Consider the following 24,498-nt stretch of genomic DNA (forward strand, 5'->3'; position numbering starts at 1 on the left):
TGTATTCGGCGGCGGTCTTAAGCGAATTGACGTAAAAAACGCAGATCGTTTTCAAAGAACAGGCGTAAATCGTTCACGCCGTAGCGCAGCATTGCCAAACGCTCAGCCCCCATTCCGAAGGCAAACCCGGTATAGCGCTCGGTATCAATACCCGAGTGGCGGAAGACTTCAGGATGTACCATGCCGCAACCCATCACTTCCAACCAGCCACTATGGGAACATACACGACACCCCGCACCACTACACATCACACACTGAATATCGACTTCGGCTGATGGCTCTGTGAATGGAAAGTAGGAAGGACGGAAACGGACGGATAGGTCGTCACGTTCAAAAAATGCCTGCAAAAAGTCTTCGATCGTCCCTTTTAGATCAGCAAAGCTAATGCCCTCATCAACCAACAGCCCTTCCACTTGATGGAACATTGGCGTGTGGGTTAAATCCGAGTCGCTGCGATAAACACGCCCTGGACAAACAATACGGATGGGTGGCTCACTGCTTTTCATGGTGCGCACCTGCACGGGTGAGGTGTGAGTCCTCAACAGGCGTGTGGCATCAAAATAGAAGGTATCCGCCATGCCACGGGCAGGGTGGTGGGCAGGAATATTGAGCGCTTCAAAATTGTGATAATCGTCTTCAATTTCAGGCCCTACTGCCACATCATAACCAATACGCGTGAACAGCCCCTCTATACGCTCAAGCGTACGCGTCACCGGATGTAGACCACCCTCGGCCTGACCACGCCCTGGCAACGTGACATCGATACTTTCAGCGGCCAAACGGGCATTGAGCGCAACACTTTCAAGTTGCGCTCGCTTAGTATCAATTTCGTCGGCCAGCGTTTGCTTGGCCTGATTAATACGTTCACCCGCCGCAGGGCGCTCTTCTGCTGACAGCCTCCCCAGGCCTTTCAGCAAGGCAGTTACCTCACCTTTCTTACCTAAGTAGCGTACTCGTAATTCGTCTAGTGCAGCGACACTCTGCGCAGCCTGAATGGCGTCGCGAGCCTCAGATACCAGAGTAGGAAGGTGATCCATCCGTTTCACTCCGAATTAAGCGGTGTCCACCCCTAAGGATGGCGTGGCACGTTGAAGGTGGCAAAAAAACAGGGGAAGAGCGGCTGCTCTTCCCCTGGATGGGTCACTCTGAAATGACCTCAGGCACATTGCATGGGCAATCACCCAATGCAAACTACCTTATTGGGCAGCCTTGGCTTTTTCCACGATGGCAGCAAATGCGGCCTTCTCGTGTACTGCCAAATCGGCCAATACTTTACGGTCGATTTCGATACCGGCTTTCTTGAGGCCACCAACAAAACGGCTGTAAGACATGCCGTTGACGCGTGCACCAGCGTTGATACGCTGGATCCATAGCGCACGGAACTGACGCTTACGGTTGCGACGGTCACGGTAAGCATACTGACCAGCTTTGATAACGGCTTGCTTGGCAACGCGGAAAACGCGTGAACGGGCACCGTAGTAACCTTTAGCAAGCTTCAATACTTTTTTATGGCGACGACGCGCTACTACGCCACGTTTAACTCGAGTCATAACACACTCCTGACTTTAAGGCTGAGGCGAAAAAATTTTGCACTCAGAAAAACGAAAACCCGACTTATAGATTCGGCAGCATACGCTGGATAAGCGCTTTATCAGACGCATGGATTTGCTTCATTCCACGCAGTTGACGCTTACGCTTGGTCGTTTTCTTGGTCAAGATGTGGCTACGGTGAGACTGCTTGTGCTTAAAGCCATTAGCAGTCTTTTTGAAGCGCTTGGCAGCGCCGCTGTTGCTTTTGATTTTCGGCATGAGGAAAACTCCGCTCGATATTTTTTAGAAAACCCAGGGCCGACCACCTGTTTAACGGTGGCCCGTTGACATCGCCGTTGGATCACTTCTTTTTCGGGGCAATAATCATGATCATCTGGCGCCCTTCCATTTTCGGGAAAGACTCTACCGCTCCGATCTCTTCCAGGTCTGCCGCAATCCTTTCCATCAGCTTACGACCGATGTCCTGGTGCGCCATTTCACGACCACGGAAGCGCAGTGTGACTTTGCCCTTGTCACCACCTTCCAAAAAGCGCGTCAGGTTTTTAAGCTTGACCTGATAATCGCCTTCGTCGGTGCCAGGACGGAATTTAACTTCCTTAACCTGGATTTGCTTCTGCTTCTTCTTTTGAGCCGCTTTCTGCTTCTTGGTCTCAAAAACGAACTTGCCGTAATCCATAATCTTACAGACGATGGGATCGGCATTCGAAATTTGCACGAGATCTAAGCTTTCAGATTCTGCACGCTCTAGCGCTTCGGTGGTGGGCACAACACCCAACTGCTCACCGTCGCTACCAATAAGACGTACTTCTTCTTCGACAATTCGCTCGTTCATTGGTGGGCGTTTATCTGCTGGACGCCCTCGCTGGTTGCTTCTCTTGATCGTTCCGTCTCCTTAGGCAATTGACGATGTCGCCAGGGCTGCTCTCTCGGCAGTATGGCGTTCAATAAATTCATCGACCGTCATTGTACCGAGGTTTTCGCCGCTGCGTGTTCGCACGGCCACTGAGTCAGCTTCGACTTCCTTATCTCCTACCACAAGGAGATAGGGAACTTTCTGTAACGTATGCTCACGGATTTTAAAGCCGATCTTCTCGTTCCTCAAGTCCGCTTTAACACGTAAGCCACTTTTTTGCAGACGGCTCTCCAAATCAAACGCATATTCACGCTGTGAATCGGTGATAGTCATGACGACTGCCTGCTGTGGCGCAAGCCATAATGGCATAGCGCCTGCATAATGTTCAATCAAGATGCCAATGAAACGCTCCATAGAGCCAACGATAGCACGATGCAACATTACTGGCGGCTTCCGATGCCCCTCTTCTGTCACATATTGAGCACCAAGTCGCTCTGGCATCATAAAGTCTACCTGCATAGTACCCACTTGCCACTCGCGTCCCAGGCAATCTTTCATATGGTATTCAATCTTGGGGCCATAGAACGCGCCTTCGCCAGGAAGTTCCTGCCATTCTACATCGCAAGTTTTTAAAGCACTACGCAGTGCATCTTCTGCCCGATCCCAAACCTCATCACTACCAATGCGTTTTTCGGGGCGAAGAGCAATTTTAATAGCAATATCTTCAAAGCCGAAGTCGCTATACACCTTCAACGCTTGACGATGAAAGTCAGTTACTTCTGGCTCAACTTGAGCTTCGGTACAAAAAACATGACCATCGTCTTGAGTAAATGCACGAACGCGCATGATACCGTGTAAAGCGCCTGAAGGCTCGTTCCGGTGGCAACCGCCAAACTCACCAAAACGAACGGGGAGCTCGCGATAGCTACGTAAGCCAGAATTAAATACCTGAACATGACCAGGGCAATTCATAGGCTTGAGGGCATACTCACGCTTTTCTGACTCGGTAAAGAACATGCCGTCTGCGTAGTTGTCCCAGTGCCCTGACTTTTTCCAAAGCGATACATCCATTATCTGGGGGCAGCGAATTTCTTGGTAGCCACCCTCTTTATAAACGCCTCGCATATATTGTTCGATCTGCTGCCATAGCGCCCAGCCGTTAGGGTGCCAAAATATCATTCCCGGCGCTTCTTCCTGCATGTGAAAAAGGTCCAGTCGGCGCGCCAATTTACGGTGATCGCGCTTCTCTGCCTCTTCAAGCCGTTTTACGTAAGCCTTAAGCTGTTTTTTATCGCCCCATGCGGTGCCGTAGATACGCGTCAGCATGGTGTTTGCAGCATCGCCACGCCAATAGGCCCCTGCCAACTTAGTGAGCTTGAAAGCTTTTAAGTGGCGGGTGTTAGGCACGTGCGGGCCGCGGCACATGTCGGTGTACTCTTCGTGATGATAAAGCCTGATGGTCGCATCATCAGGGATATCGCGAACAATTTCCTGCTTGTAAGGTTCATCACGATGCAAAAAGGTCAACATTGCCTTGTCGCGATCAACGTATTCGCGAACCACATCGTACTCGCGCTCAATCAATGATTGCATGCGCGTCTCTATCGCCTCCAGGTCTTCCGGCGTGACCGACTGACCGAATTCAATATCGTAATAAAAGCCATCTTCAATGACTGGCCCAATCGCCATCTTGGCATCGGGATACATTTGCTTAACCGCATGACCAATTAGGTGAGCGCAGGAGTGACGAATTATTTCCAACCCCTCAGCGTCACGCGCTGTGATAATAGCGACGCTCGCATCTTGCTCGATTAAATCAGCGGCATCTACCAGCAAACCATCAATCTTCCCAGCGATACAGGCCTTAGCCAAACCAGGGCCAATGGATTCTGCGAGCTGCATAATGGTCAGCGGTGCTTCAAACGTTTTTTGACTGCCGTCAGGCAGAGTAACAATAGGCATTCATGTTCCTTGAGCGCAGTGGTGATCCATACCAAGGATCACATTTCGCTATCAATGGTCTTGGAGGGTGCAAAAGCCCCACTAAAAACAGCGACAAGATTAGCAGAGTTACCTACCGCTTAAAATAAAAACGGGAGGCATATGCCTCCCGTTTCTGTACCTGTGGATTGCAGCTAACCGTTTATAAGTCGTCTACAAACCTCAGAAGATAAGTGAACTTAGTTCCACTCATCCAATTCAACGCGACGGTTCTGGAAGCGACCTTCTTCAGTCTCGTTAGACGCGATCGGCTGCTCTTCACCGTAACCTACTGCACGCATACGGTTAGCTTCTACGCCACGGCTTGCCAAGTAGTTAGCAACTGATTGAGCACGCTCTTGTGACAAGTTTTTGTTGTACTCGTCAGAACCGCGTGAATCAGTGTGGCCTTCGATGCTTACGCGAACATCAGGGTTACTGACCAAACGCTCAGCAACACCGTTAAGTACATTCTGAGCGTTGGAAGTTAACTGAGCAGAATCAAACTCGAAGTTAACATCTTGCAGAACGACGCTATCCGGGCAACCCAGTGCGTTAACTTCTACGCCTGCAGGGGTATTCGGGCACTGATCACGGTAATCCGGAACACCGTCGTTGTCGGAGTCAAGCGGGCAACCGTTAGCGTTAACTTCAACACCAGCAGGAGTACCTGGGCACTGATCACGGTAATCAGGCACGCCGTCACCGTCAGAATCTAGCGGGCAGCCTTCGGCGTCAACAGCAACACCAGCAGGCACTTCACCATAGCTCGGGCACTGCGGTGCAACCGGCTCAGGGGTACGATCCGCGCATAACAAACCGCCAATTGCAGCACCGGCAGCAGCACCAGTGGCAGCACCGCTCTCTTCATCAGAACTGCCGCTGGTGGCATAACCAATGCTACCGCCAACCAAGCCGCCTGCCAAGCCACATACTGCCGGGTGCTGGTACCAGCTACGATCACTGCTAGCACTTGCTTGGCCGGACGACTGTGAGGCCGAGCTGGCGCAGCCAGAAAGACCGACTACCAGTGCGGAACCGATTAGCAATCCAGTCGTTGATTTTTTCATGCAAGACTCCTTCTTGATCCAATGCTGAAATGGTCATAAGTGACCAAATCTATCCAATGCTTCTTATTGCGAGAGCATCCATTTTTCGCCTGCTCTGTATTAAGCCGGTAACCAAGCCCTCAGTATTTATGAAGACATACCAATAACTCAGCACCCAGCCACTACAGAACATTGTGCCTATCATTAACGCTTGAGCGCTGGAAGGCAACAATGCCAAGATATCAACTTCTTGCCAATACCGACATCATTCAGCATAGCAAAATTGCCACGATGGGCACTAAAAATTAGCTTGCTATGCATTTTGGCGGTTAAAACCGCTCAAAATTAATAGTTAATGCAATGCACTTTTGCCTTGGTCACGCCATTTTAATACTGCTTGAGCAGCTTCCAATACGGCTTCGCGCATGTCATTTTCTGCCATCAACCGCTCTTTGTCTTCCTGCATACGCTCTCGAGCAGTCAACTGTTGCCGGGCGGAATGCGTATTTAGATGTTGAGTGCGGCTATAGTGTTCAGCAAAAGCCTTAAATTCAATTCGTTCCGTTAAGCTAGGATCAATGATTTCAAGTAGAACCTTACATCGCCAAGCCCCCTCAGTGATATCGACCTGCTCCTGAACCAAAGCACTCGCGACATAATCAAGGTTTTCTAGACTGTTTTGTTGGGCGCGAGCGTCCTCATCGCGCCGATAAGCTTCTCGACGACTTACCTCTTTGCGCAACGACCATGCGTAGAAACACAGCCCTACAATGACTGCAATCGCTACGGCGAGTAATACCAGCGCTACCGTTGAGCTCATGAAGCTCCTCATTAAGCGGATAAATTGCTTGACGAAAATTGTACACCTTTATACCACTATTTTGCCAATAGCACCTAGGCTTGCTTCTCCTCTTACTGCATACCTGCCCATCTCGTCTTCGGATCACCAAGCAAGCGCCGCAGCGTAGTGATCAAGTAATAGCGCACTGAAAACGCCTAATAAGTAGCGAATTGAGAACCAGAAAGCGCCGATAGGTGCAGTAGCATCGTGACCGCGCCAAACCTGCCAGTTCCAAAACATAAAGCGCGCATTCAGGCTTATCACAATGACTAAATAAAGCACCCCACTCATCCCGATCATTACCGGTAGTAGAGTGGTTAATACCGTTAGCCAGCCATACAACCAAATTTGTAGCCGTGTAAACGGAAGACCATGGGTAACAGGCAACATTGGGATGCCTGCTCGTGCATAATCATCACATTTATGAATCGCCAGTGCCCAAAAGTGCGGCGGCGTCCAAGCAAAAATAATCAGCATTAGCAACAGCGGCTCAGAAGATACTTGACCAGTAATGGCAACCCAACCTAGCAATGGTGGTGCCGCGCCAGCCACGCCACCAATAACAATATTTTGGGGCGTAGCCCGCTTTAAAAAAGCAGTATAAATCAATGCATAACCGATCAAAGAAGCAGAGGTTAGCACAGCCGTTAAGACGTTAATCTGCCAAGCTAATAGCGTAACACCGGCAACAGAAAGCAAGCACGCCCAAGCCAACGCGATTGTCACGGGTAGCCGTTTACTCGCCACTGGACGACGAGAAGTTCGCGTCATTACCGCATCCAAATGGCGGTCAATGACATGATTAAAAGCAGCTGCACCACAAGAGGCTAAGCCGATACCAGCCAAACCAAGGATTACTTTCGTTAGTGGTGGCAAGCCTGGGGTCGCTAATGCCATCCCCACAGCGGCACATACCAACATAACAACCACTACTTTAATTTTGCAGAGCCCAAGTAACTCCCTCCACCCCCACACCATTGAAGGCAAGGCCGAAGGTAGTGTCATTGTTATATTTCGCATGCGCCCCCCTTCTTTAGTCAGCAATAACGTTGCGATAAAACGGATTAGAATTCTTTGAACAAGCCCCAGCTTCATTGTAACGCCAGCACCACCAAGCCCACACTAGACCAACAGATAGTGCAATGGCCCCTGCCGTATGTAACAACGCAAGCCATAAAGGCAGCCATAACAATATGTTAGCGACACCTAAAATAGCTTGCAGCATGTATAGAGAAACCACAATCGCTAGAGGTTTAGCGACATTCTGCCAATGCCGATATCGTAACCAAAGCGCAACCAACCCGGCTCCTAACATGAGTGCGCCTAAGCGATGAACAACATGGATAGCAGTGCGTGCATCAGCATGTAGCTGCCCATGTAAATAATTAGGGCCAACAGTTTGGGTAAAATGAAAACCCTCGCTTACATCCAACTCAGGCCACCACTGACCATTACAGGTAGGGAATCCTTGGCAAGCGATGCCTGCATAGTTGCTAGTCACCCACCCACCCAACGCTAACTGCACCACCAGCAAACATGCCGCAATACCCCACCAGGCATTGGCTAGGCGCGGCTCAGTGATGGATTTTTTACGAGCACGACGTAAGCGTAGGTGTAACCAAAAGAACAGTAGTAATACACTCAGCCCACCCAACAGGTGGAGAGTGACGACTTGCGGCCAGAGCTGTAGCGTAACCGTGAAAGCACCGAAGGCACCCTGCAATATAATAACTACTAAGAGCGTCAAACTTAGCCGCCATGGGTAACCTGACCGTTGTCGCAATGGCCAACCCATCGCGACAACACTTATTACCACCAGCCCTAGCAAGCTAGCGATGTAGCGATGGGCCATTTCCACCCACGCTTTAAACGGTTCTAATGGCACATCGGGATGGCGCAGGGTGGCATGATCGCTATCGGGGACCAGTAGCTTTCCATAGCAACCTGGCCAATCAGGGCAGCCTAAACCAGCATCGACTAACCGTGTCCATGCACCAACCAGCATTACCACTGCGGTAAACAGGGTGCCTATTAACGTTAATCGCACTAACCAACGCAAGCGGCGCTCATAGGAATCGGTCATGATGCTTCCTTAACAACAGGGATTAGTGCGCTTCATAGGGGGTTTACTTTAAAAAGATGCTGTATATCGTCAAGCACGTATTTGGTCGCGACGTTTTCATCGAATGCTAGCGCCGGACGCCCTGAAGGATCGAGCAACCACACTGAGTTTTCTTTCCGCCATGAGGGAAAGCGCTGCCATTCACTGGTCACTTCGCCCGGTAATGGTTCAAGCTCTCCGCCGATGCGCAAACGCGTTAATCTCGGCGCTTCGCGTCCTAAAGCACGATGTAGGCGCCACAATTCATCTTGGCGTGCTTCACACTGCAGGGTGCAGTCAAATGCCAGAATCCACTTGTCCTCTTCACTCACGGCAGGCGTTGTTAATGGCCATTCATGAAGAGCGGGTAACGCCAGGTCCACATCACCATGTGCCGTATGGCGATCAGGAATACCAATACGAAACTCGACCATACCCCAGGCGGCAAGCATGGGAGACGCGAATATCACAAAGATCAGCATTAATTTTAGCCGCTGGCGGCGAGTGTGTTTAGCATCCTGCATATTATTCACCCTGCTTATTTTTATTCAGTAACGACTCTTCTTGAGTTGCATCAAAACGCAATTTTCGCCCCCCAAAAAACATTACCACCAGGGCCGCCAGGGCCAGCCCCCACCACTGAAACGCATACCCTATATGTCGGCTGGGGGGCATAACACTGGCCTCCCACCAAGGAATCAGAACGCCATCACCCTCACTAGCATGCAACCAGCCCGCATAGCTAAACGAACCTAGCGAAGCTCGCCAAGGTTCAAGACTTAACTGCTGCAACCTGACACCTTCTCTATTTTCTCCATATAGTGGTCCGCCCGCTTGTACTTCCTGCCATTCGCCGGTCAACTCAACACTGCCACTTGGAGTAGTGGCCTGGGGCGGCTCACGATGAGGCCCCGTTGCTAAAAAGCCTCGCTGCACTAACCAAAGCTGACCGAAGCTATCACGCAGAGGCGTTAGTACTGCTACCCCTAACCTTCCCTCTACAATCCGATTATCTAAATAGAGGGTATGCTCTGCCAAATACTCACCCTGTAGGGTTACCTCTGCTCCTTGGGCTGGCTGCACGGTAGGCTGCACCAATGCAGTTGCCGTTTCGCGAATGGCCAATGCTAATCGCTTGTCATTTGCCCGTTCCCACTGCCATAGTCCTAAGTAGGCGCCTAAGGCCACCACCAAACTCCAGAAAAAACACCAGCTGTAAAAACGCCATTGTCGAGAGGTTTTCATCATGTGGTTACAACTACTCATTGCCGCTGTATTCGTTGCGATGGTTATCAGCCTAGCCATGGGAGCTGGCTTTTTGCTGCGTGATGACTCCTCGTCTCGCCGCTTGCTTGTGTCTCTTAAATGGCGTATCGGACTAGCTTGTTTATTAATGATCCTCATCATATTTGGCTTTTGGTCCGGCCAGCTAGGCTAGGAAATTTATAAAACGTAAACGAAAATAAAGAGACCAACCCATACCACATCGACGAAATGCCAATACCAACATGAGGCTTCAAAACCAAAATGATTTTCATCGGCAAAATGGCCTTTCACTATTCGTACTAACATGGTGGCAAGAATGATCGTGCCGATAATCACGTGCAACCCATGAAAGCCGGTCAAGATAAAGAACGTTGCGCCAAAAATACCGGCTTCCAATGTAATACCGTAATGCGCATAAGCCTCATAATATTCAATGCCTTGAATTATTATAAAGCAGCATCCTAATAGCACGGTACCGGTTAGCCAGTTACGACATGTCCGCCGGTAACTGACTTTTAAAGCCTCATGGGCAACTGTTAGCGTGATACTTGAGGTGATCAAAATTAGCGTATTAACGAGAGGAAGTTGCCAAGGGCTAAAAACTTGTTGAGGGCCAGCAATGGAAGCATCGGGTGGGTTCAATAGGGGCCATGTAGCAACAAAATCTGGCCACAGTAACGCTGAAACCCCTTTAGCGCCCTCACCACCCAGCCAAGGAAGGGTGAACATCCTTACGTAAAACAACGCCCCAAAAAAAGCGGCAAAAAACATGACTTCTGAAAAAATAAACCAGCCCATGCCCCAGCGAAACGAACGATCCATTTGAGCATCGTACAGCCCACCACGAGACTCACTGATCACATCCCGAAACCATAGCCCCATCACAGACACTATGCCCACCACGCCTATTAAAACCAGCGGCAGCCCAGTGTCGTAAACGAGCTTAATGCCGATTCCGACCATCATTGCACCGAGTGCCACCGATCCGAGAACAGGCCACCGACTACTCGCTGGAACGTAATAGCTACCACTGCTCATATCGCTTCTCCCGCCGCGTTATTGTTCTTAGCTTCGTTTTTGGGATCGTTCTTAACACCGTGATTAATCATGTTATTCAGTGAGACGGTCTGTATCGCTCGTTCAATGGGATACAGGGTATACACCAGCGTGATGGTATTAATATCTGCTGGAAGATCTCGCGCCAACTGAAACACTAACGGGATCGTCAAGCGCTCATTACCCTGCAACTGTTGCTCTTCAAAACAGAAACAGCTTACTTTGCGTAAATGGCGCGTTGCATTTGAAGGGGAAACGCTAGGTACTGCCTGCCCCCAGCTTTCGTTTTGACTATTATTAGTAAACGTAAAGTCGACTTCTGCCGTTTGCCCCGGATGCACGCTCATTTGATGCATTTCGACGCTCATCTGCCACGGCAAGCCTGGGCTGCCCCGCGTTATAAATTGCACATTAATGTAACGGGACTCATCTACCTCTTCATGCACGATACTTTGTGCCGTAGCATCAACCTTGCCATTGATGCCGGTAATTTGACAAAACACGTCATACAACGGCACCAACGCAAAAGCAAAGGCGAACATACCCACTAGCACAGCCAATGTTCTAATAACCGTTTGACGCACGCCTGCCTGGTTTTGCTCTCGACTGTCCATAACACCTCTTGGGCCTACTGGCCTGTGTGGTTTATGCCATTTTTAATGGGAAGTACGATGAAAAACCGGCGGCGTTTCAAAGGTGTGCAAGGGTGCAGGACAGGGAACTGTCCACTCTAAATCTTCCGCGCCCTCCCAAGCTTTTGCTGGCGCTTTTTTACCTCCGCGAACGCACAGGATGATGCCTAAAACAAATAGCAACTGTGAGGCGCCAAAGAAGAAAGCACCAATACTTGAAAGTAAGTTAAAGTCGGCAAACTGAAGAGCATAATCGGGAATACGGCGCGGCATACCGGCTAACCCAGCGAAATGCATGGGGAAGAAGGTTAGGTTGACACCGATAATCGAAAACCAGAAATGCCACTGGGCAAGCCGTTCATTAGGGTAATGCCCCGTCCATTTCGGCAACCAATAATAAACCCCTGCCATGATGGCAAAGATCGCCCCAGGGACTAACACATAGTGAAAGTGGGCAACGACGAAGTAAGTATCATGATATTGAAAATCTGCTGGCGCGATCGCTAACATTAGCCCTGAAAAACCACCAATAGTGAACAGCACGACAAAGGCAAGGGCAAACAGCATCGGCGATTCAAAACTGATTGAGCCACGAAAAAGCGTAGTGACCCAATTAAACACTTTCACCCCAGTAGGCACGGCGATCAGCATCGTTGTATACATAAAAAACAACTCCGCCACTAAAGGCATCCCTACCACAAACATATGATGAGCCCAGACCAAAAACGACAGAAACGCAATCGCCGCTGTGGCATAAACCATTGATGCATAACCAAACAGCGGTTTTCTTGCAAACGTAGGTATGATCGCGGAGACAATACCAAAGGCGGGCAAAATCATTATGTACACTTCAGGATGACCAAACGTCCAGAAAAGATGCTGAAACAGAACCGGGTCGCCCCCACCCGCCGCATTAAAGAAACTTGTGCCAAAGTTAATATCCATAAGCATCATGGTGATAACTGCCGCTAAAACCGGCATTACCGCGATCAGCAGAAAGGCCGTAATTAACCAGGTCCAGACAAAGAGTGGCATATCCATTAAACGCATGCCCGGTGCACGCATATTCAAAATAGTCGCGATAATGTTGATCGCACCCAGAATGGAGCTAATACCAGCCATATGTAATGCAAGAATAAAAAAAGAAGTGGAAGGAGGGGCATAATTAGTCGACAACGGCGCATAAAAAGTCCAACCGAAATTTGGCCCGCCGCCGGGCATAAACAAAGTTGAAAGCAATAGCGTAAAGGCAACAGGCAGCAGCCAAAAACTGAAGTTATTCAATCGTGGTAACGCCATATCTGGCGCGCCAATTTGTAGCGGTATCATCCAGTTAGCTAACCCTGTGAAGGCCGGCATTACCGCGGCAAACACCATGATCAAACCATGCATAGTGGTCATCTGGTTGAAAAACTCAGGTTGAACCAGTTGAAGACCCGGCTGAAAAAGTTCAGCCCTCACCACTAATGCAAAGATGCCGCCAACGAAAAACATAGTCAGCGAAAAAATCAGATAAAGAGAACCTATCTCTTTATGATTTGTAGTCAATAACCAGCGTAAAATACCTTTCGGCGGCGCAGCATGACTCTGGCTTTGCCCGTCGGCGACGGCCGTACTGCTATGCTGCAAATGAGGTTGAGGGGGTAGTTTGGGCGACATAATACTCTCCGAAATATTGTTGTTGTCTAAATAAGTGGCGCATCAGCATTATTGGGCTATTAGCTCAGCTACTTCTGAAGGCTGCACCACATCTCCCGTATCGTTACCCCAAGCATTTCGCGTATAAGTTACTACAGCAGCAATTTCCACTGGATTTAAGGTGCTACGAAAAGCTGGCATTGCAGCACCCGAAACACCGTTGATTACTTTATTGAGATGCCAATCCACATCACTAATGAGCTGTTCGTTATTTGCCAGTGCAGGAAAAGCAGGTGGCGAGCCCTGACCCTCAGCTTGATGGCAAGAAGAGCAGATTGATTGATAAATTTCCTGACCTCGTGCTACTAGCTCTTCCATAGCCCATTCACGATCAACGCCCATGGCCTCTTCGGCAGCTGCTTCTTTGCGCTCGGCAAGCCAACTATCAAACTCATCTTCTTCCATCGCATGAACCACGACGGGCATAAACCCGTGATTGACACCACATAGCTCAGTGCACTGCCCACGGTAGATACCTGGCTCATTGATCGTTACCCAATTTTCATTGATAAAGCCGGGAATCGTGTCTTGTTTGACTGCTAAGTCGGGCACCCACCATGAGTGAATAACATCATCAGAGGTCATCAAAAAGCGCACTTTGCGATTGATGGGTAAAACAAGCGGCTCATCCACTTCTAATAAGTAATGCTCTCCCCGCGTTTCAGCCCCGCTGATCTGTGTCCGTGGAGTGCTCATATTAGAAGTAAACGCGACGTCCTCGCCTAGATACTCATAGCGCCAGCGCCACTGCTGTCCTGTAATCATAACGTCTAACTCTGCATCTGAAGAGTCGTACATATTTTTTAGCGTTGCGGTAGCAGGGACAGCCATGCCAACCAGAATCAAGACAGGAATAGCCGTCCAAAGCACTTCTACACTGGTGTGCTCATGAAAGTTGGCGGCTTTGGCGCCTTTGGAGTGGCGGTAGCGAAACAGGGAGTAAAACATAGCACCAAACACCACGAGGCCGATGACGACACATATCCAAAAAATCGTCATGTGAAGACCAAAGATATCGGCGCTAACATCGGTTACACCAACAGGCATATTCCAATCATTGGCATTAGCCTGCGACCCGCTCGCAGAAAGGGTAATGACTAACAGCCACCGCCACGCTGATCGCATAGAAACCTCCAGACTTATTGTTGTTATCTCCTGCCTTTAGATGAGGGCAGAACTAAATGAGATATTAGCAGTATAGAAAATATGTGCCATTCGTCACGCTTTGCTTACTTAACGCTATCAACGCTTTTCAGCGGGCAGCAAACGTTGCCAAAACGATAAGCACCAAAACGAACAGCAATGTAATGACTATCCCAGTAACGATGTACGCTGCAGGCTTGCCACTACTAAAGTCTTCCTGTCGCTTTTGGTTACTCTGGACCCCAAGCAAGGCCGCTAATACTGACTTCACCACTGACCACATAAAACCTCCGATTAGGGCTGGTGTGACAACGCACATTGAGGATTCATGGTTAACATTCATTATCATAGACAGACAAAGGTATTACGTTTGGATAAACGGAAAAAATCTAAGCATTTACAGGCAGGTAAATGGCAATCTATAGTTCCGATTATGCGATACTAATTTCCCCCAGGATCAAGCGCCACCCAATGGAGTGACTCATGTTCAAGCACCTTCCAAGCCTACCAGCTAAAAGCCTATTGGCTATTTTCCCATTACTGCTGCTAACAGGTTGTACGACGTATACCTGGCCCGACGGCTCACAGGAAACCGTAATCGGTGTGGTGCCAGAAGAAGAAAATAAACGCTACGAAGAAGAACAGGTAGAAGGGGTACGCTATCGTATTCCGAACGAGATCCCAGAAAAGCGCAGCGAATAAGCATGACGGAAAAAGACGGTCAGACTATTTGTCCATCTTCCGTTTGGTATGCGCAGTCGCCGTTGCGGTCAAAGGGTCTTCTGGCCAAGGATGCCGAGGGTAGCGACCGCGCATTTCTTTACGTACCTCTGGGTAGCCATTTTGCCAGAAACTCATTAAATCTTGGGTGACTTGTAGCGGCCTACGCGCGGGTGAAAGCAGATGAATCATTACGGCAACGCCGCCATTAACGACGGTAGGGGTTACCTGCCAACCAAAGGCCTCTTGCAGCTTCATAGCTAAAACTGGAGGGCATTGGGAAAGGCAAGGCACATAATCCAACATAATCACTTTTCCACTGGGTACTTTAAGCGCTTGAGGTGCCAATTGATCAAACTGGCTTTTCTGTTCCCAGGAGAGTGAATCAAGCAAGTAACACTCTACGGGCAATGCTTCAATTTCGCTCAGTCGATTTATACCGATCAAGTAGGGAGCTAACCAGCTCTCTAATGTGGCTAACAGTGCCTGCTCCGACCAATCGGGCCATTGCTCCCCCAGGTTGGCGCGTAACAGCGTCATGCGCCCGAGCAACTGTTGATGCTTCTTGCCGAACAACCGCCTGGGCTGCTGACGTAAAGCATCCAATAGCGCCTCTTTTACGGTTTCTCCCGGCAAATGCGCCAATGCCCGTTTGGCAATAATAAGGCTAGCGTGCGCCTGCACCTCTTCACCGATTAAACGGCCCTGCTCTTGCGACCATGTTACGCGTGGCTGCCAGAGGCTAATCCCAGGATATAGAGAAAGCAGTGAGGCAAGGGGTAGTTGCTCGCCAGCAATAATGCGCACTTGGTCCCCTGCTGCGCTGTTTAACACGGCGGCCACTAAAAAAGATTGATGTGCCAATGGCTCATTTAACGGCAGCATAGCGGTTTTGCCATTTGCTAGTCGAAACTTACCTGGCTCTATTAACTGGCCGATGCGCTCTGGGTATGCCAGTGCCAAGAGCGGCCCAAGCGGTTGCATCATAGCTTCATCAAGCACGGCCCCTGCTTTCCTAGCAAGCCTAAGGGCTTCGCGCTGCCATTGAGGAAAACGTTTAGGCTGACTGAGCCGGAGTGCTAACGCATCATGCAGCGAGCGCTCTGAGCTGTCCCGCTCCTCCAGTAGAGCTGCTAGCCCACAGGCCAGGGAAACAGCATTGAATTCTGCAGCACGCTCCAGCATCACGGCTATTCGCGGTTCGACTGGCCATTGGGCACAGCGACTGCCCAAGGGGGTTAGCCTGTGTTGCTCGTCTAATATACCAAGCTGCACTAAAAGCGCTTGACCACTGCGCCAAGCACTTTCTGGCGGCGGCGTCACCCAACTCAGCTCATGGGGCGACGCAACCCCCCAACACGCCAGTTCAAGCACCAGCGATGAGAGTTCCGCTTGCTGAATTTCTGGCTCACCGTAAGCGGTTAACGGCTGCTCTTGAGCCCAGAGCCGAAAACAGACGCCCTCCCTTTGCCGACCTGCGCGACCCCGCCGCTGGTCGGCGCTAGCACGGTTGATTCGTCGTGTGGTTAACCACGTTAAGCCCGTGCGCGGCTGAAAAAGCGGCACTCGCTCTAAGCCACCGTCAATCACTACATTGACGCCATCCACCGTAATGCTAGATTCGGTAATCGCAGTGGAGACAATAATACGCTGTTGTGAAGTGTTTACTGCTAATGCCGCTTGTTGCTGCGCGATACTCATCCTACCGTGCAGCGGTCGTATCGCGAGGTCTGGTAGCGCCCTTTCCAACGCTTGTACTAGCCGATTTATCTCGGCCACGCCCGGCAAGATCACTAAGACATCCTGCGTATCAGGCATTAAAAGCGCTTCATTGACTACGCGCAGAGCATGGCTAACACTCTCTTCGCTATTTAAAGAAGGACGATAAAGCGTTGTCACCGGATACTGACGACCATGACACTCAATGGTGGGCACCTGCTCCCCTAACACTCGCCTGAGCGCCTTGATATCCAGCGTTGCCGACATTACCAGCAGGCGTAAATCGTCACGAATACTGCTTTGCACATCCAGCGTAAGCGCCAACCCTACATCGGCGTCTAAACTTCGCTCATGGAATTCATCAAAGATGATCCCGGCCACGCCTTCCAGCAGCGGGTCATCCTGCAGCATGCGAGTAAGCACCCCTTGAGTAACGACCTCTAAGCGAGTTTGCGCGCTAACACAGCTATCGCCGCGCATGCGATAGCCCACTGTCTGACCGACCTTTTCGCCTAACTGCTGAGCCATATAGTTAGCCGCCAATCGCGCGGCGACTCGCCGTGGCTCTAGCAAAAGCAGCTTCTGCCCTTTTACCCAATCGGCCCTAAGCAGAGCAAGCGGGACACGGGTAGTTTTGCCAGCGCCTGGCTGGGCAATCAGCATCAGACGGTTGCTGGTAACCAGGACGTTTTTAACGTGATCAAGATGCTGATCAATCGGCAAATCGCTCATTTAGCACTCACTTTTCCACCAAGTGAGCGTTAGTACTTGCCTGAGTGATTCCGCACCCTTTTAGGATAACGTGCTCAAGAAAGGCTGAAATTGATTCAACATCCTCTTCAGTTAATGCATCTCGGCCTAGAATACCGCTTACCTGAGCGCTATATTCAGTGTAGTGCTGGGTAGCAGACCAAATTAAGAAGATTAGCCACTTGGGATCGACGGTGTCCATTTTACCTTGCGCAGACCACTGGCGAATGATCGCGGCACGAGAAGCCACCCATTCACGCAGTTCACCGGCCAGATAGTCACTCAAGAAGGGAGCGCCGGCTAAAATTTCCGCTGCAAACAGTTTTGAGCCTTCGGGGTAGCGCTGACCAAGCACCATTTTGGCGCGGATAAAATCACTCAGCACAGTCGCTGGATCACTCTCCGGGGTAATATCTTCAAGCACCTTGTTCCAGCGATGCATCATACGGTTAAGCAGTCGCACATAAAGCGCCTGCTTACTTCCCATGTAGTACAAAATATTAGCCTTAGGGAGACCGGCCCGATCAGCGATCACTTGCAAGCTCGCTCCACGGTAACCGTACTGAGAAAACACTTCTTCAGCGGCCATCAGAATATTTGTCTCAACTTTTTCACGGCTGGGGCTTTCATGAGTGACGGATACAGCGGTCATTTACAATGTCCCTTAATAAGCGTCGGCGGGTAGGCTTGTTGCCCCAAATAGAGGCATTTCGCATAAGCTTGCCCCACTCCCGTGCAGCGATCAAATACTTGCAAGGCTGACCATTTTGTCTCAAGCTCAACTTATATTGACCGATCGGTCAGCACAATCCCGGTCTATACAACAACAGTGGAGTTTGGCATGGCAACGATTGCGTTCCTGCTCAATGGTGTCCCCCACCAGTGTGAGGTTTCACCGAACACGAGCATTTTAACCTTATTACGCGAGCATTTGGCGTTAACAGGCACCAAAGAGGGCTGCGCATCGGGTGACTGCGGTGCTTGTACCGTAGCAATTGGCGAGCAAAACGCTGACACCCACACGTTTACCAGTGCCAACGCCTGTATCACACCAGCCCATCAACTTCAGGGTAGGCATTTAGTCACCGTTGAAGGGCTAGCTAAAGAGGGACGTCTGCACCCAGCCCAAGAAGCGATGATCGAATGCCATGGTAGCCAGTGTGGTTTTTGCACGCCGGGTATTGTCATGTCACTTTTCACACTGCATAACGACCTTACCCAGCGGCCTGCTCCGCTAACCTCAGAACGCATTGAAGCAGCCCTGGGTGGCAACTTGTGCCGTTGCACGGGCTATCGCCCTATCCGGGATGCTGCGCTGCGCATGAATGATATTCCCTATGAGCGCCCCCAATGGCAAGACGCGGCGCTGTCAACGTCAGAAAATGATGCTGAAATAACAGTCCCTACAGCGAAAACACCTTTTTTTTCCCAGCCCCTCTCCTTGGCAGCCCTAACACGGCTGCGCCAAGAAGCCCCTCAAGCACGCTTGGTGGCAGGAGGCACAGACCTTTGGTTGGAAAGCACTCAGCGCTTGGCTTCGCTTGATCAGTTGATTGATGTTTCTCGCGTTGCCGAGCTGTTAACAGTAGAAGCGACAACGTTTGAAGGACAACCTGGCTGGTGGATTGGCGCCGGGGTCACCTATACTCAGCTTGAACCACTGTTTGAAGAGCACTTCCCCGCCTTTGCTCATCTGCTGCACCGATTAGGCTCTCAGCAGATCCGTAACCGGGGAACGCTAGGTGGCAATATTGCCAATGCTTCTCCTATTGGCGATACGCCACCCGTGCTACTTGCCTTAGGGGCCCAGGTAGAACTTGCCAGCGTAAAAGGTAGCCGTTGCTTAGCGCTGGAAAACTTCTTTTTGGATTATAAACAGACCGCTATGGCGGCTGATGAGGTCGTTTCACGAATTTTTATTCCCCGAGCAATTGAACGCAGCCAGCTGCGCGTCTGGAAGCTTTCCAAGCGCCGGGAAGACGATATTTCTGCAGTGCTCGGCGCTTTTAGCTACCGCATTGAGCAAGGTGTCTTGCATGATGTACGGATCGCTTTTGGCGGCATGGCGGCCATTCCCAAGCGCGCGCAAGCAGCGGAAACGACACTGGAAGGTAGCGCCATTACTGCAGACGCTTTTCGCGCCGCCCAGCAGGCACTCGATGAAGACTTTCAACCCATGAGTGATGTGCGTGGCAGTCAACATTATCGCCAACAAGCCGCCAAAAACCTGTTTGAACGCCTCTATCTTTCTCTTTCAGCGCCCGACCGCGAGGTGATGCTCCATGCGTACGCTCACTAAACTGGACGGCGACAGCAGCCGTGCCCGTCTTGAATTACATGATCATATCCAGGGGTCTGGCCCCTTGGCACGCCATACAGTCGATAGCACTGGTCGGCGCCAAGCAGGTAGTTCAAGCTTTCACGAGAGCGCCCAAAAACACGTTACTGGCAAAGCTGCTTATATTGATGATTTGGTACTGCCTGCCGACGCCCTGCATGTTGCGCTAGGCCTATCGCCCATTGCCCACGGCACCTTAACGCAGCTTGATCTCAGCAGAGTGAAAGAGGCGCCAGGCGTGGTCGATGTGATTACTTTTCATGAGGTACCGGGGCACACCGATATCGGCCCTGTCTTTCCTGGCGATCCCATTTTTGTCGATAAAGAGATCAGCTACGCAGGCCAATGCCTCTTTGCCGTTGCAGCAACTTCACTGCAAGCTGCACGCCGCGCTATTAAGCTGGCCGCTGTCAGTATTGACGCGCAGCCCGCCAGTTTAGACCCGGTGGCAGCGGCCGAGCGCGAAGAATTTGTGCGCCCTACACATGTACAGACACGTGGTAATTGGCAACAGGCGCTTGATCAAGCGGAACAGTTAATAGAGGGCGAGCTATTCGTCGGTGGTCAAGAGCACTTCTATTTGGAAGGCCAAGCGTGCGTGGTTCATCCCACCGAAGATGAAGGCGTTATTGTCCATACTTCCAACCAACATCCCAGCGAAACCCAGAAGCTGGTGGCAGAGGTGCTTGATATTCCTTTTCATGCGGTGACGGTAGAAGTACGCCGAATGGGCGGTGGCTTTGGAGGCAAAGAGACGCAGGCTTCTCCCTGGGCATGCATCGCTGCCATTATTGCCCGCCGCACGGGTAAAACGGTTCGACTCCGTTTACCTCGCAGCGAAGATATGCGCGCAACAGGCAAACGTCATCCTTTTCATAACCGCTATCGGTTAGCGATTGACTCTCAGGGTGTGCTTCAAGGTGGCGAGATCACCGTGATCGGTGATTGTGGGTACTCGCCTGACCTTTCCGACGCCATCGTTGATCGCGCTATGTTTCATGCCGACAATGCCTACTCGTTAGGCGAAGTGCAGGTCACGGGTCATCGTGCAAAAACGCATACCGCGTCCAATACAGCTTTTCGGGGCTTCGGTGGCCCTCAGGGAATGATGATTATCGAAGCGGCCATGGACGATATTGCCCGCAAGATTGGTGAAGACCCGCTGACTATTCGTAAGCGCAATTTCTACCGCGATGGTCGCGAGGTTACCCATTATGGCCAGCAAGTCGATCAGCGGCAACTACTGCATACACTTGTTGAAACACTTGAAAACGATAGTGAGTACTGGGCACGCCGCAAAGCAGTGAGCGACTTCAACGCCACTAGCCCTGTTATTAAGAAAGGGCTGGCACTTACTCCGGTTAAATTTGGCATTTCGTTTACCGCCCAGCATCTTAATCAGGCGGGCGCCCTTCTGCATGTTTACACCGACGGCAGCGTGATGATCAATCACGGCGGTACCGAGATGGGCCAAGGGCTACATACTAAAATTTGTCAGGTTGTGGCTCGCGAGCTGGGTCTGGATCTGGATAAAGTACGCATTACCGCTACGCGAACCGATAAAGTGCCCAATACCTCACCTACTGCGGCTTCTAGCGGTGCCGACTTGAATGGTATGGCGGCGCGGGATGCAGCGGGAAAGCTGCGTGAGCGCCTCTTCGACTTTGCTGCTAAGCATTTCGCTGAGGGGTTGGACCGTGAGGGTATGCGCCTGGAAGATGGCACTCTGGTAGCAGGGTTCGGCGAAAGCGAGCGACGCATCCTTTGGGGTGAGTTGGTGCAAACGGCCTATCTCAATCGCATATCGCTGTCAGAAAAAGGCTTCTACGCCACCCCACTCATTCACTATGATCGCTCAATCGGTCAAGGACGCCCCTTTTATTACTACGCTTTTGGCGCAGCGGTGGCTGAAGTGAGCGTGGACACCCTAAGCGGCGAGTATTTAGTAGACCGCGTCGACATTTTGCACGATGTGGGTGACTCACTAAATCCAGCCATTGATATTGGCCAAGTAGAAGGTGGTTTCATTCAGGGTATGGGTTGGTTAACCAGTGAAGAGCTTAAATGGAACGATAAAGGCGCCCTGATCAGTGATGGTCCAGCGACCTATAAAATACCCACCTATAGTGATTTGCCACCTACTTTCAACGTAGCGCTACTGGAGGGTCACCCCAACTCCATGGCGAGCCTCTATCGCTCCAAAGCGGTCGGCGAACCTCCGTTTATGTTAGGTATTAGCGTGTGGTCGGCGCTACGGGATGCGCTATCAAGTCTAACCAACTATACAGTCTCCCCCCACTTAGATACGCCTGCTACCCCTGAGCGGGTCATGCTGGCGGCCAACGCCATCAGGGAGAAAGCGCTTTGAGTCCTACTCAAACCTCCAAAACCTGGCACGCGGTGCTGCACCGCTTGCAGCGCGATGGGATACCTCATGTATTAGCCACCCAGGTGACCAGCGCAGGCTCAACACCCCGCGAGCCTGGCGCACGTATGGTCATCACCGCCGACGCTATCTTCGATACACTGGGGGGCGGTACATTTGAGTGGCAAACCATTGCCGCAGCACGGGCACGCTTAGATGAACAGCGCTATGGACTCAGCTTAGAAGCTTTCTCTTTGGGTGGTCGAAGCGGACAGTGCTGCGGTGGCTTTGTGAATATATTGCTGGAGGCTTTCCCTGGCGCGGAAGCGCACCTGGCGATATTTGGTGCAGGCCATGTGGGCCAGGAAATTGTAAAGCTAAGCGCCCCGCTCCCTTGGCAGTTGCATTGGTACGACAGCCGCAGCGATGCGTTTTCTGGACAATATCAGCAACAGCCGAGACTGAGGTGCTACCCCCTTCAAGATGCACAGCAAAGTGTCGCCGCCTTGCCTGCAGATACCCATGCGTTGGTATTAACGCATAACCATGACGAAGACTATGCCCTAATCGCCGCGCTGATCGAGCGCGATGACGTAGCGTCGATTGGTCTGATTGGCTCTGACAGCAAATGGACAAGCTTTAAAGGACGCCTTAAGCGCGATGGTTACTCTTCCGAACAAATTTTGCGCGTACGAAGCCCTATCGGACGCATTCACACCACTAAGCTGAGTAATAAAACACCTTACGCCATAGCGCTAACGGTGGTGACTGAACTGCTTTGGCTAACCGACACGCCCTCTTCTCAAGAAAACCGTGGCCTGGACTCCCAGGCATTGCGAACGCTACTGACCGACTCCCCGACAATCACGAGTTAATATGAATTCTTCTACCAATACGTTTATTCGTGCCGAATTGATTAGTTTTGCCCGCAACCCTGGCGATGGCGATACGCCCGAACCGGGCAGTTTAGAGCATTACGGCGACGGATTGCTTTGGTTGAAAGGCCAGCATATTCATGCCGTCGGCCATTTCGCCGAACTCGCACCTTTACTACCCAAAGGTACTGATGTTCTCGATTATCGCGACAAACTGATTATGCCCGGGTTTATCGATACCCATGTGCACTATGTCCAATTGGATATCATGGCATCTTATGGGCGCCAACTGCTGGACTGGCTAAACGACTACACTTTTCCTGAAGAGTGTCGCTTTGCTAACCACGCCCATGCAGAAGCGCTCTCTAACGCTTTTTTGGATGAAATGCTACGCGCAGGGACTACAACGGCTCAGGTATTTGGCTCTAGCCACCCTGGCTCCGTGGATGCCTTTTTCACTGCCTGTCAAAAGCGTCAGTTGCGTATGCTGGTGGGCAAGGTATTGATGGATCGTAACGCACCCGAGGCGCTAATGGACGGTGCTTCGGGCATTGCCGATAGCGAGCGACTGATTGAAGATTGGCACGGCAAGCAGCGGCTCGGCTACAGCGTCACCCCGCGCTTTGCCCCTACGTCGACCAAAATACAGATGGATGCAGCAGGCGCCCTTCTACGTAATGACCCAAGTCTCTGGTTACAGACCCATTTGGCTGAAAACAGCGGTGAACTAGACTGGGTAGCCGAACTCTTTCCCGGTAGTCGCGACTATTTGGCCGTTTATGAGGAAGCGGGCTTAGTTGGCCCCCGCAGCACCTTTGCCCACGGTATTCACCTAGATAACGGCATGCGTAAGCGTTTGGCGGATCGAGGCGCCAATATCGCTTTTTGTCCTAGTTCAAACCTTTTCCTTGGCAGCGGTCTTTTTGACCGAGAAGCCGCTAAAGAGACTGGGATGGCATTTACCTATGCTAGCGATATCGGCGCAGGCACCGATCTGTCGGGCTTTGGCACGTTAAAGGCGGCCTATCAAGTGGGTCAATTGGGTGGCCAACCGCTGACCGCTTGGCAAGGCTTTTATGGCTTAACCATGGGCAATGCCAAAGCCCTCTCGCTAGATAGCCATATCGGTCAGTTGGCTCCCACGCTGGAAGCTGATTTTGTTGTGATCGATACTCAAGCGACGTCGTTACTTTCTCGTCGCATCAGCCACTGCACCACGTTAGGTGAACGGCTATTTGCGTTAATGATGCTGGCTGACGACCGCGCGATTTATGAAACCTGGGCGGGTGGAATTTGCCAACACCGCCGGGATGTGTGGTGAATAGTGAGAATGTGGTTTTTCTACTCACGATTCACCACTTACGCTTCACTAAATTTCACGCAAAAAAATCCCCCAAGGCGCAAGCCCTGGGGGATTTTGGTATAGGTGCCTGACGATGACCTACTCTCGCATGGGGAGACCCCACACTACCATCGGCGCTAAGCGGTTTCACTGCTGAGTTCGGCAAGGGATCAGGTGGTTCACGCGTGCTATGGTCGTCAGGCGTAACGGGTAATGTAC

The 24,498-nt window shown here is 51.0% G+C and carries 24 protein-coding genes and 1 rRNA gene; 6 read left to right on the forward strand and 19 right to left on the reverse strand.

Annotated elements, in window-relative coordinates:
* Positions 1-17: 17 nt before the first annotated feature.
* The 11 genes from pheS to Q3Y66_RS10455 form a co-directional block, all read right to left on the reverse strand.
* Positions 18-1,037, reverse strand: a complete 1,020-nt coding sequence (gene pheS, locus Q3Y66_RS10405) for a phenylalanine--tRNA ligase subunit alpha (RefSeq protein WP_008957469.1) — start codon at positions 1,035-1,037, stop codon at positions 18-20.
* A 159-nt stretch (positions 1,038-1,196) separates the two neighbouring features.
* The gene (gene rplT, locus Q3Y66_RS10410; protein ID WP_007114344.1) at positions 1,197-1,550 is read right to left on the reverse strand and encodes a 50S ribosomal protein L20; all 354 of its coding nucleotides are present in this window, start codon (positions 1,548-1,550) and stop codon (positions 1,197-1,199) included.
* Between the two features lie 64 nt (positions 1,551-1,614).
* A complete protein-coding gene (rpmI, locus tag Q3Y66_RS10415; RefSeq protein WP_007114345.1) occupies positions 1,615-1,809 on the reverse strand; it encodes a 50S ribosomal protein L35 in 195 nt (64 codons plus the stop codon).
* Between the two features lie 82 nt (positions 1,810-1,891).
* Positions 1,892-2,383 carry a translation initiation factor IF-3 gene (infC, locus tag Q3Y66_RS10420; protein ID WP_008957470.1) on the reverse strand — a complete coding sequence of 164 codons (492 nt, stop codon included), beginning with the start codon at positions 2,381-2,383 and terminating at the stop codon, positions 1,892-1,894.
* Positions 2,384-2,443: 60 nt separating this feature from the next.
* Positions 2,444-4,366: a threonine--tRNA ligase gene (gene thrS / locus Q3Y66_RS10425; RefSeq protein WP_008957471.1), complete on the reverse strand. Its 1,923-nt coding sequence runs from the start codon at positions 4,364-4,366 to the stop codon at positions 2,444-2,446.
* A 218-nt stretch (positions 4,367-4,584) separates the two neighbouring features.
* Positions 4,585-5,454, reverse strand: a complete 870-nt coding sequence (locus Q3Y66_RS10430) for an OmpA family protein (RefSeq protein ID WP_008957472.1) — start codon at positions 5,452-5,454, stop codon at positions 4,585-4,587.
* Positions 5,455-5,785: 331 nt separating this feature from the next.
* Positions 5,786-6,253 (reverse strand): DUF2489 domain-containing protein, encoded by a 468-nt coding sequence (locus tag Q3Y66_RS10435; RefSeq protein ID WP_008957473.1) that lies wholly within the window; start codon positions 6,251-6,253, stop codon positions 5,786-5,788.
* A gap of 123 nt (positions 6,254-6,376) precedes the next feature.
* A complete protein-coding gene (cyoE, locus tag Q3Y66_RS10440; RefSeq protein ID WP_035586677.1) occupies positions 6,377-7,294 on the reverse strand; it encodes a heme o synthase in 918 nt (305 codons plus the stop codon).
* A gap of 13 nt (positions 7,295-7,307) precedes the next feature.
* Positions 7,308-8,357: a heme A synthase gene (locus Q3Y66_RS10445; protein ID WP_008957475.1), complete on the reverse strand. Its 1,050-nt coding sequence runs from the start codon at positions 8,355-8,357 to the stop codon at positions 7,308-7,310.
* Positions 8,358-8,389: 32 nt separating this feature from the next.
* Positions 8,390-8,899, reverse strand: a complete 510-nt coding sequence (locus tag Q3Y66_RS10450) for a hypothetical protein (RefSeq protein ID WP_008957476.1) — start codon at positions 8,897-8,899, stop codon at positions 8,390-8,392.
* Position 8,900: 1 nt separating this feature from the next.
* The gene (locus Q3Y66_RS10455; protein ID WP_008957477.1) at positions 8,901-9,623 is read right to left on the reverse strand and encodes an SURF1 family protein; all 723 of its coding nucleotides are present in this window, start codon (positions 9,621-9,623) and stop codon (positions 8,901-8,903) included.
* On the opposite strand from Q3Y66_RS10455, the gene Q3Y66_RS10460 reads away from it, so the two are divergent.
* Entirely contained in the window at positions 9,622-9,813 is a 192-nt protein-coding gene (locus tag Q3Y66_RS10460) for a DUF2909 domain-containing protein (RefSeq protein ID WP_008957478.1), read from the forward strand. The genes Q3Y66_RS10455 and Q3Y66_RS10460 overlap by 2 nt on opposite strands.
* A gap of 5 nt (positions 9,814-9,818) precedes the next feature.
* On the opposite strand, the gene Q3Y66_RS10465 is transcribed toward Q3Y66_RS10460, so the two are convergent.
* The 5 genes from Q3Y66_RS10465 to Q3Y66_RS10485 form a co-directional block, all read right to left on the reverse strand.
* Positions 9,819-10,679, reverse strand: coding sequence for a cytochrome c oxidase subunit 3 (locus tag Q3Y66_RS10465; protein ID WP_008957479.1), 861 nt, complete (start codon positions 10,677-10,679; stop codon positions 9,819-9,821).
* Positions 10,676-11,311 carry a cytochrome c oxidase assembly protein gene (locus Q3Y66_RS10470; RefSeq protein ID WP_008957480.1) on the reverse strand — a complete coding sequence of 212 codons (636 nt, stop codon included), beginning with the start codon at positions 11,309-11,311 and terminating at the stop codon, positions 10,676-10,678. The genes Q3Y66_RS10465 and Q3Y66_RS10470 overlap by 4 nt, the downstream gene beginning before the upstream one ends.
* 42 nt (positions 11,312-11,353) lie before the next feature.
* A complete protein-coding gene (ctaD, locus tag Q3Y66_RS10475) occupies positions 11,354-12,988 on the reverse strand; it encodes a cytochrome c oxidase subunit I (protein WP_008957481.1) in 1,635 nt (544 codons plus the stop codon).
* Between the two features lie 48 nt (positions 12,989-13,036).
* Positions 13,037-14,152 carry a cytochrome c oxidase subunit II gene (coxB, locus tag Q3Y66_RS10480; protein ID WP_008957482.1) on the reverse strand — a complete coding sequence of 372 codons (1,116 nt, stop codon included), beginning with the start codon at positions 14,150-14,152 and terminating at the stop codon, positions 13,037-13,039.
* Positions 14,153-14,279: 127 nt separating this feature from the next.
* Positions 14,280-14,519, reverse strand: a complete 240-nt coding sequence (locus Q3Y66_RS10485) for a DUF2970 domain-containing protein (RefSeq protein ID WP_332870658.1) — start codon at positions 14,517-14,519, stop codon at positions 14,280-14,282.
* A 134-nt stretch (positions 14,520-14,653) separates the two neighbouring features.
* Here Q3Y66_RS10485 and Q3Y66_RS10490 point away from each other — a divergent pair, with 134 nt between their 5' ends.
* Positions 14,654-14,872, forward strand: a complete 219-nt coding sequence (locus tag Q3Y66_RS10490) for a hypothetical protein (protein WP_008957484.1) — start codon at positions 14,654-14,656, stop codon at positions 14,870-14,872.
* Positions 14,873-14,896: 24 nt separating this feature from the next.
* Here the strand turns inward: Q3Y66_RS10490 and hrpB are convergent, their stop codons facing one another.
* Together hrpB and Q3Y66_RS10500 are read right to left on the reverse strand one after the other, a co-directional pair.
* On the reverse strand, positions 14,897-17,341 hold the full coding sequence (hrpB, locus tag Q3Y66_RS10495) for an ATP-dependent helicase HrpB (RefSeq protein WP_008957485.1): 2,445 nt from the start codon (positions 17,339-17,341) through the stop codon (positions 14,897-14,899).
* Between the two features lie 7 nt (positions 17,342-17,348).
* Positions 17,349-18,011, reverse strand: coding sequence for a TetR family transcriptional regulator C-terminal domain-containing protein (locus tag Q3Y66_RS10500; RefSeq protein ID WP_008957486.1), 663 nt, complete (start codon positions 18,009-18,011; stop codon positions 17,349-17,351).
* Between the two features lie 189 nt (positions 18,012-18,200).
* Between Q3Y66_RS10500 and xdhA the strand changes: the two genes are divergently transcribed.
* Genes xdhA through guaD form a run of 4 tightly spaced genes read left to right on the forward strand, consistent with a single transcriptional unit; the run spans position 18,201 to position 24,258 of the window.
* Positions 18,201-19,658 carry a xanthine dehydrogenase small subunit gene (xdhA, locus tag Q3Y66_RS10505; RefSeq protein WP_008957487.1) on the forward strand — a complete coding sequence of 486 codons (1,458 nt, stop codon included), beginning with the start codon at positions 18,201-18,203 and terminating at the stop codon, positions 19,656-19,658.
* On the forward strand, positions 19,642-22,065 hold the full coding sequence (gene xdhB, locus Q3Y66_RS10510; RefSeq protein WP_008957488.1) for a xanthine dehydrogenase molybdopterin binding subunit: 2,424 nt from the start codon (positions 19,642-19,644) through the stop codon (positions 22,063-22,065). The genes xdhA and xdhB overlap by 17 nt, the downstream gene beginning before the upstream one ends.
* Entirely contained in the window at positions 22,062-22,937 is an 876-nt protein-coding gene (xdhC, locus tag Q3Y66_RS10515) for a xanthine dehydrogenase accessory protein XdhC (RefSeq protein ID WP_008957489.1), read from the forward strand. The genes xdhB and xdhC overlap by 4 nt, the downstream gene beginning before the upstream one ends.
* 1 nt (position 22,938) lies before the next feature.
* Entirely contained in the window at positions 22,939-24,258 is a 1,320-nt protein-coding gene (gene guaD / locus Q3Y66_RS10520) for a guanine deaminase (protein ID WP_008957490.1), read from the forward strand.
* Positions 24,259-24,365: 107 nt separating this feature from the next.
* Here the strand turns inward: guaD and rrf are convergent.
* Positions 24,366-24,481, reverse strand: a 5S ribosomal RNA gene (rrf, locus tag Q3Y66_RS10525).
* Positions 24,482-24,498 lie beyond the last annotated feature (17 nt).

The organism is Halomonas sp. HAL1, from assembly GCF_030544485.1.
Classification (GTDB): Bacteria; Pseudomonadota; Gammaproteobacteria; order Pseudomonadales; family Halomonadaceae; genus Vreelandella; species Vreelandella arctica.

Coding starts and splice junctions, on each gene's coding strand:
- rplT (WP_007114344.1), bottom strand. CDS start 1,550: ATGACTCGAGTTAAACGTGGCGTAGTAGCGCGTCGTCGCCATAAAAAA.
- rpmI (WP_007114345.1), bottom strand. CDS start 1,809: ATGCCGAAAATCAAAAGCAACAGCGGCGCTGCCAAGCGCTTCAAAAAG.
- Q3Y66_RS10430 (WP_008957472.1), bottom strand. CDS start 5,454: ATGAAAAAATCAACGACTGGATTGCTAATCGGTTCCGCACTGGTAGTC.
- Q3Y66_RS10435 (WP_008957473.1), bottom strand. CDS start 6,253: ATGAGCTCAACGGTAGCGCTGGTATTACTCGCCGTAGCGATTGCAGTC.
- Q3Y66_RS10460 (WP_008957478.1), top strand. CDS start 9,622: ATGTGGTTACAACTACTCATTGCCGCTGTATTCGTTGCGATGGTTATC.
- pheS (WP_008957469.1), bottom strand. CDS start 1,037: ATGGATCACCTTCCTACTCTGGTATCTGAGGCTCGCGACGCCATTCAG.
- Q3Y66_RS10455 (WP_008957477.1), bottom strand. CDS start 9,623: ATGATGAAAACCTCTCGACAATGGCGTTTTTACAGCTGGTGTTTTTTC.
- Q3Y66_RS10470 (WP_008957480.1), bottom strand. CDS start 11,311: ATGGACAGTCGAGAGCAAAACCAGGCAGGCGTGCGTCAAACGGTTATT.
- hrpB (WP_008957485.1), bottom strand. CDS start 17,341: ATGAGCGATTTGCCGATTGATCAGCATCTTGATCACGTTAAAAACGTC.
- Q3Y66_RS10450 (WP_008957476.1), bottom strand. CDS start 8,899: ATGCAGGATGCTAAACACACTCGCCGCCAGCGGCTAAAATTAATGCTG.
- ctaD (WP_008957481.1), bottom strand. CDS start 12,988: ATGTCGCCCAAACTACCCCCTCAACCTCATTTGCAGCATAGCAGTACG.
- Q3Y66_RS10490 (WP_008957484.1), top strand. CDS start 14,654: ATGTTCAAGCACCTTCCAAGCCTACCAGCTAAAAGCCTATTGGCTATT.
- xdhA (WP_008957487.1), top strand. CDS start 18,201: ATGGCAACGATTGCGTTCCTGCTCAATGGTGTCCCCCACCAGTGTGAG.
- xdhB (WP_008957488.1), top strand. CDS start 19,642: ATGCGTACGCTCACTAAACTGGACGGCGACAGCAGCCGTGCCCGTCTT.
- Q3Y66_RS10485 (WP_332870658.1), bottom strand. CDS start 14,519: ATGATAATGAATGTTAACCATGAATCCTCAATGTGCGTTGTCACACCA.
- coxB (WP_008957482.1), bottom strand. CDS start 14,152: ATGCGATCAGCGTGGCGGTGGCTGTTAGTCATTACCCTTTCTGCGAGC.
- Q3Y66_RS10445 (WP_008957475.1), bottom strand. CDS start 8,357: ATGACCGATTCCTATGAGCGCCGCTTGCGTTGGTTAGTGCGATTAACG.
- thrS (WP_008957471.1), bottom strand. CDS start 4,366: ATGCCTATTGTTACTCTGCCTGACGGCAGTCAAAAAACGTTTGAAGCA.
- cyoE (WP_035586677.1), bottom strand. CDS start 7,294: ATGCGAAATATAACAATGACACTACCTTCGGCCTTGCCTTCAATGGTG.
- Q3Y66_RS10500 (WP_008957486.1), bottom strand. CDS start 18,011: ATGACCGCTGTATCCGTCACTCATGAAAGCCCCAGCCGTGAAAAAGTT.
- infC (WP_008957470.1), bottom strand. CDS start 2,383: ATGAACGAGCGAATTGTCGAAGAAGAAGTACGTCTTATTGGTAGCGAC.
- Q3Y66_RS10465 (WP_008957479.1), bottom strand. CDS start 10,679: ATGAGCAGTGGTAGCTATTACGTTCCAGCGAGTAGTCGGTGGCCTGTT.
- guaD (WP_008957490.1), top strand. CDS start 22,939: ATGAATTCTTCTACCAATACGTTTATTCGTGCCGAATTGATTAGTTTT.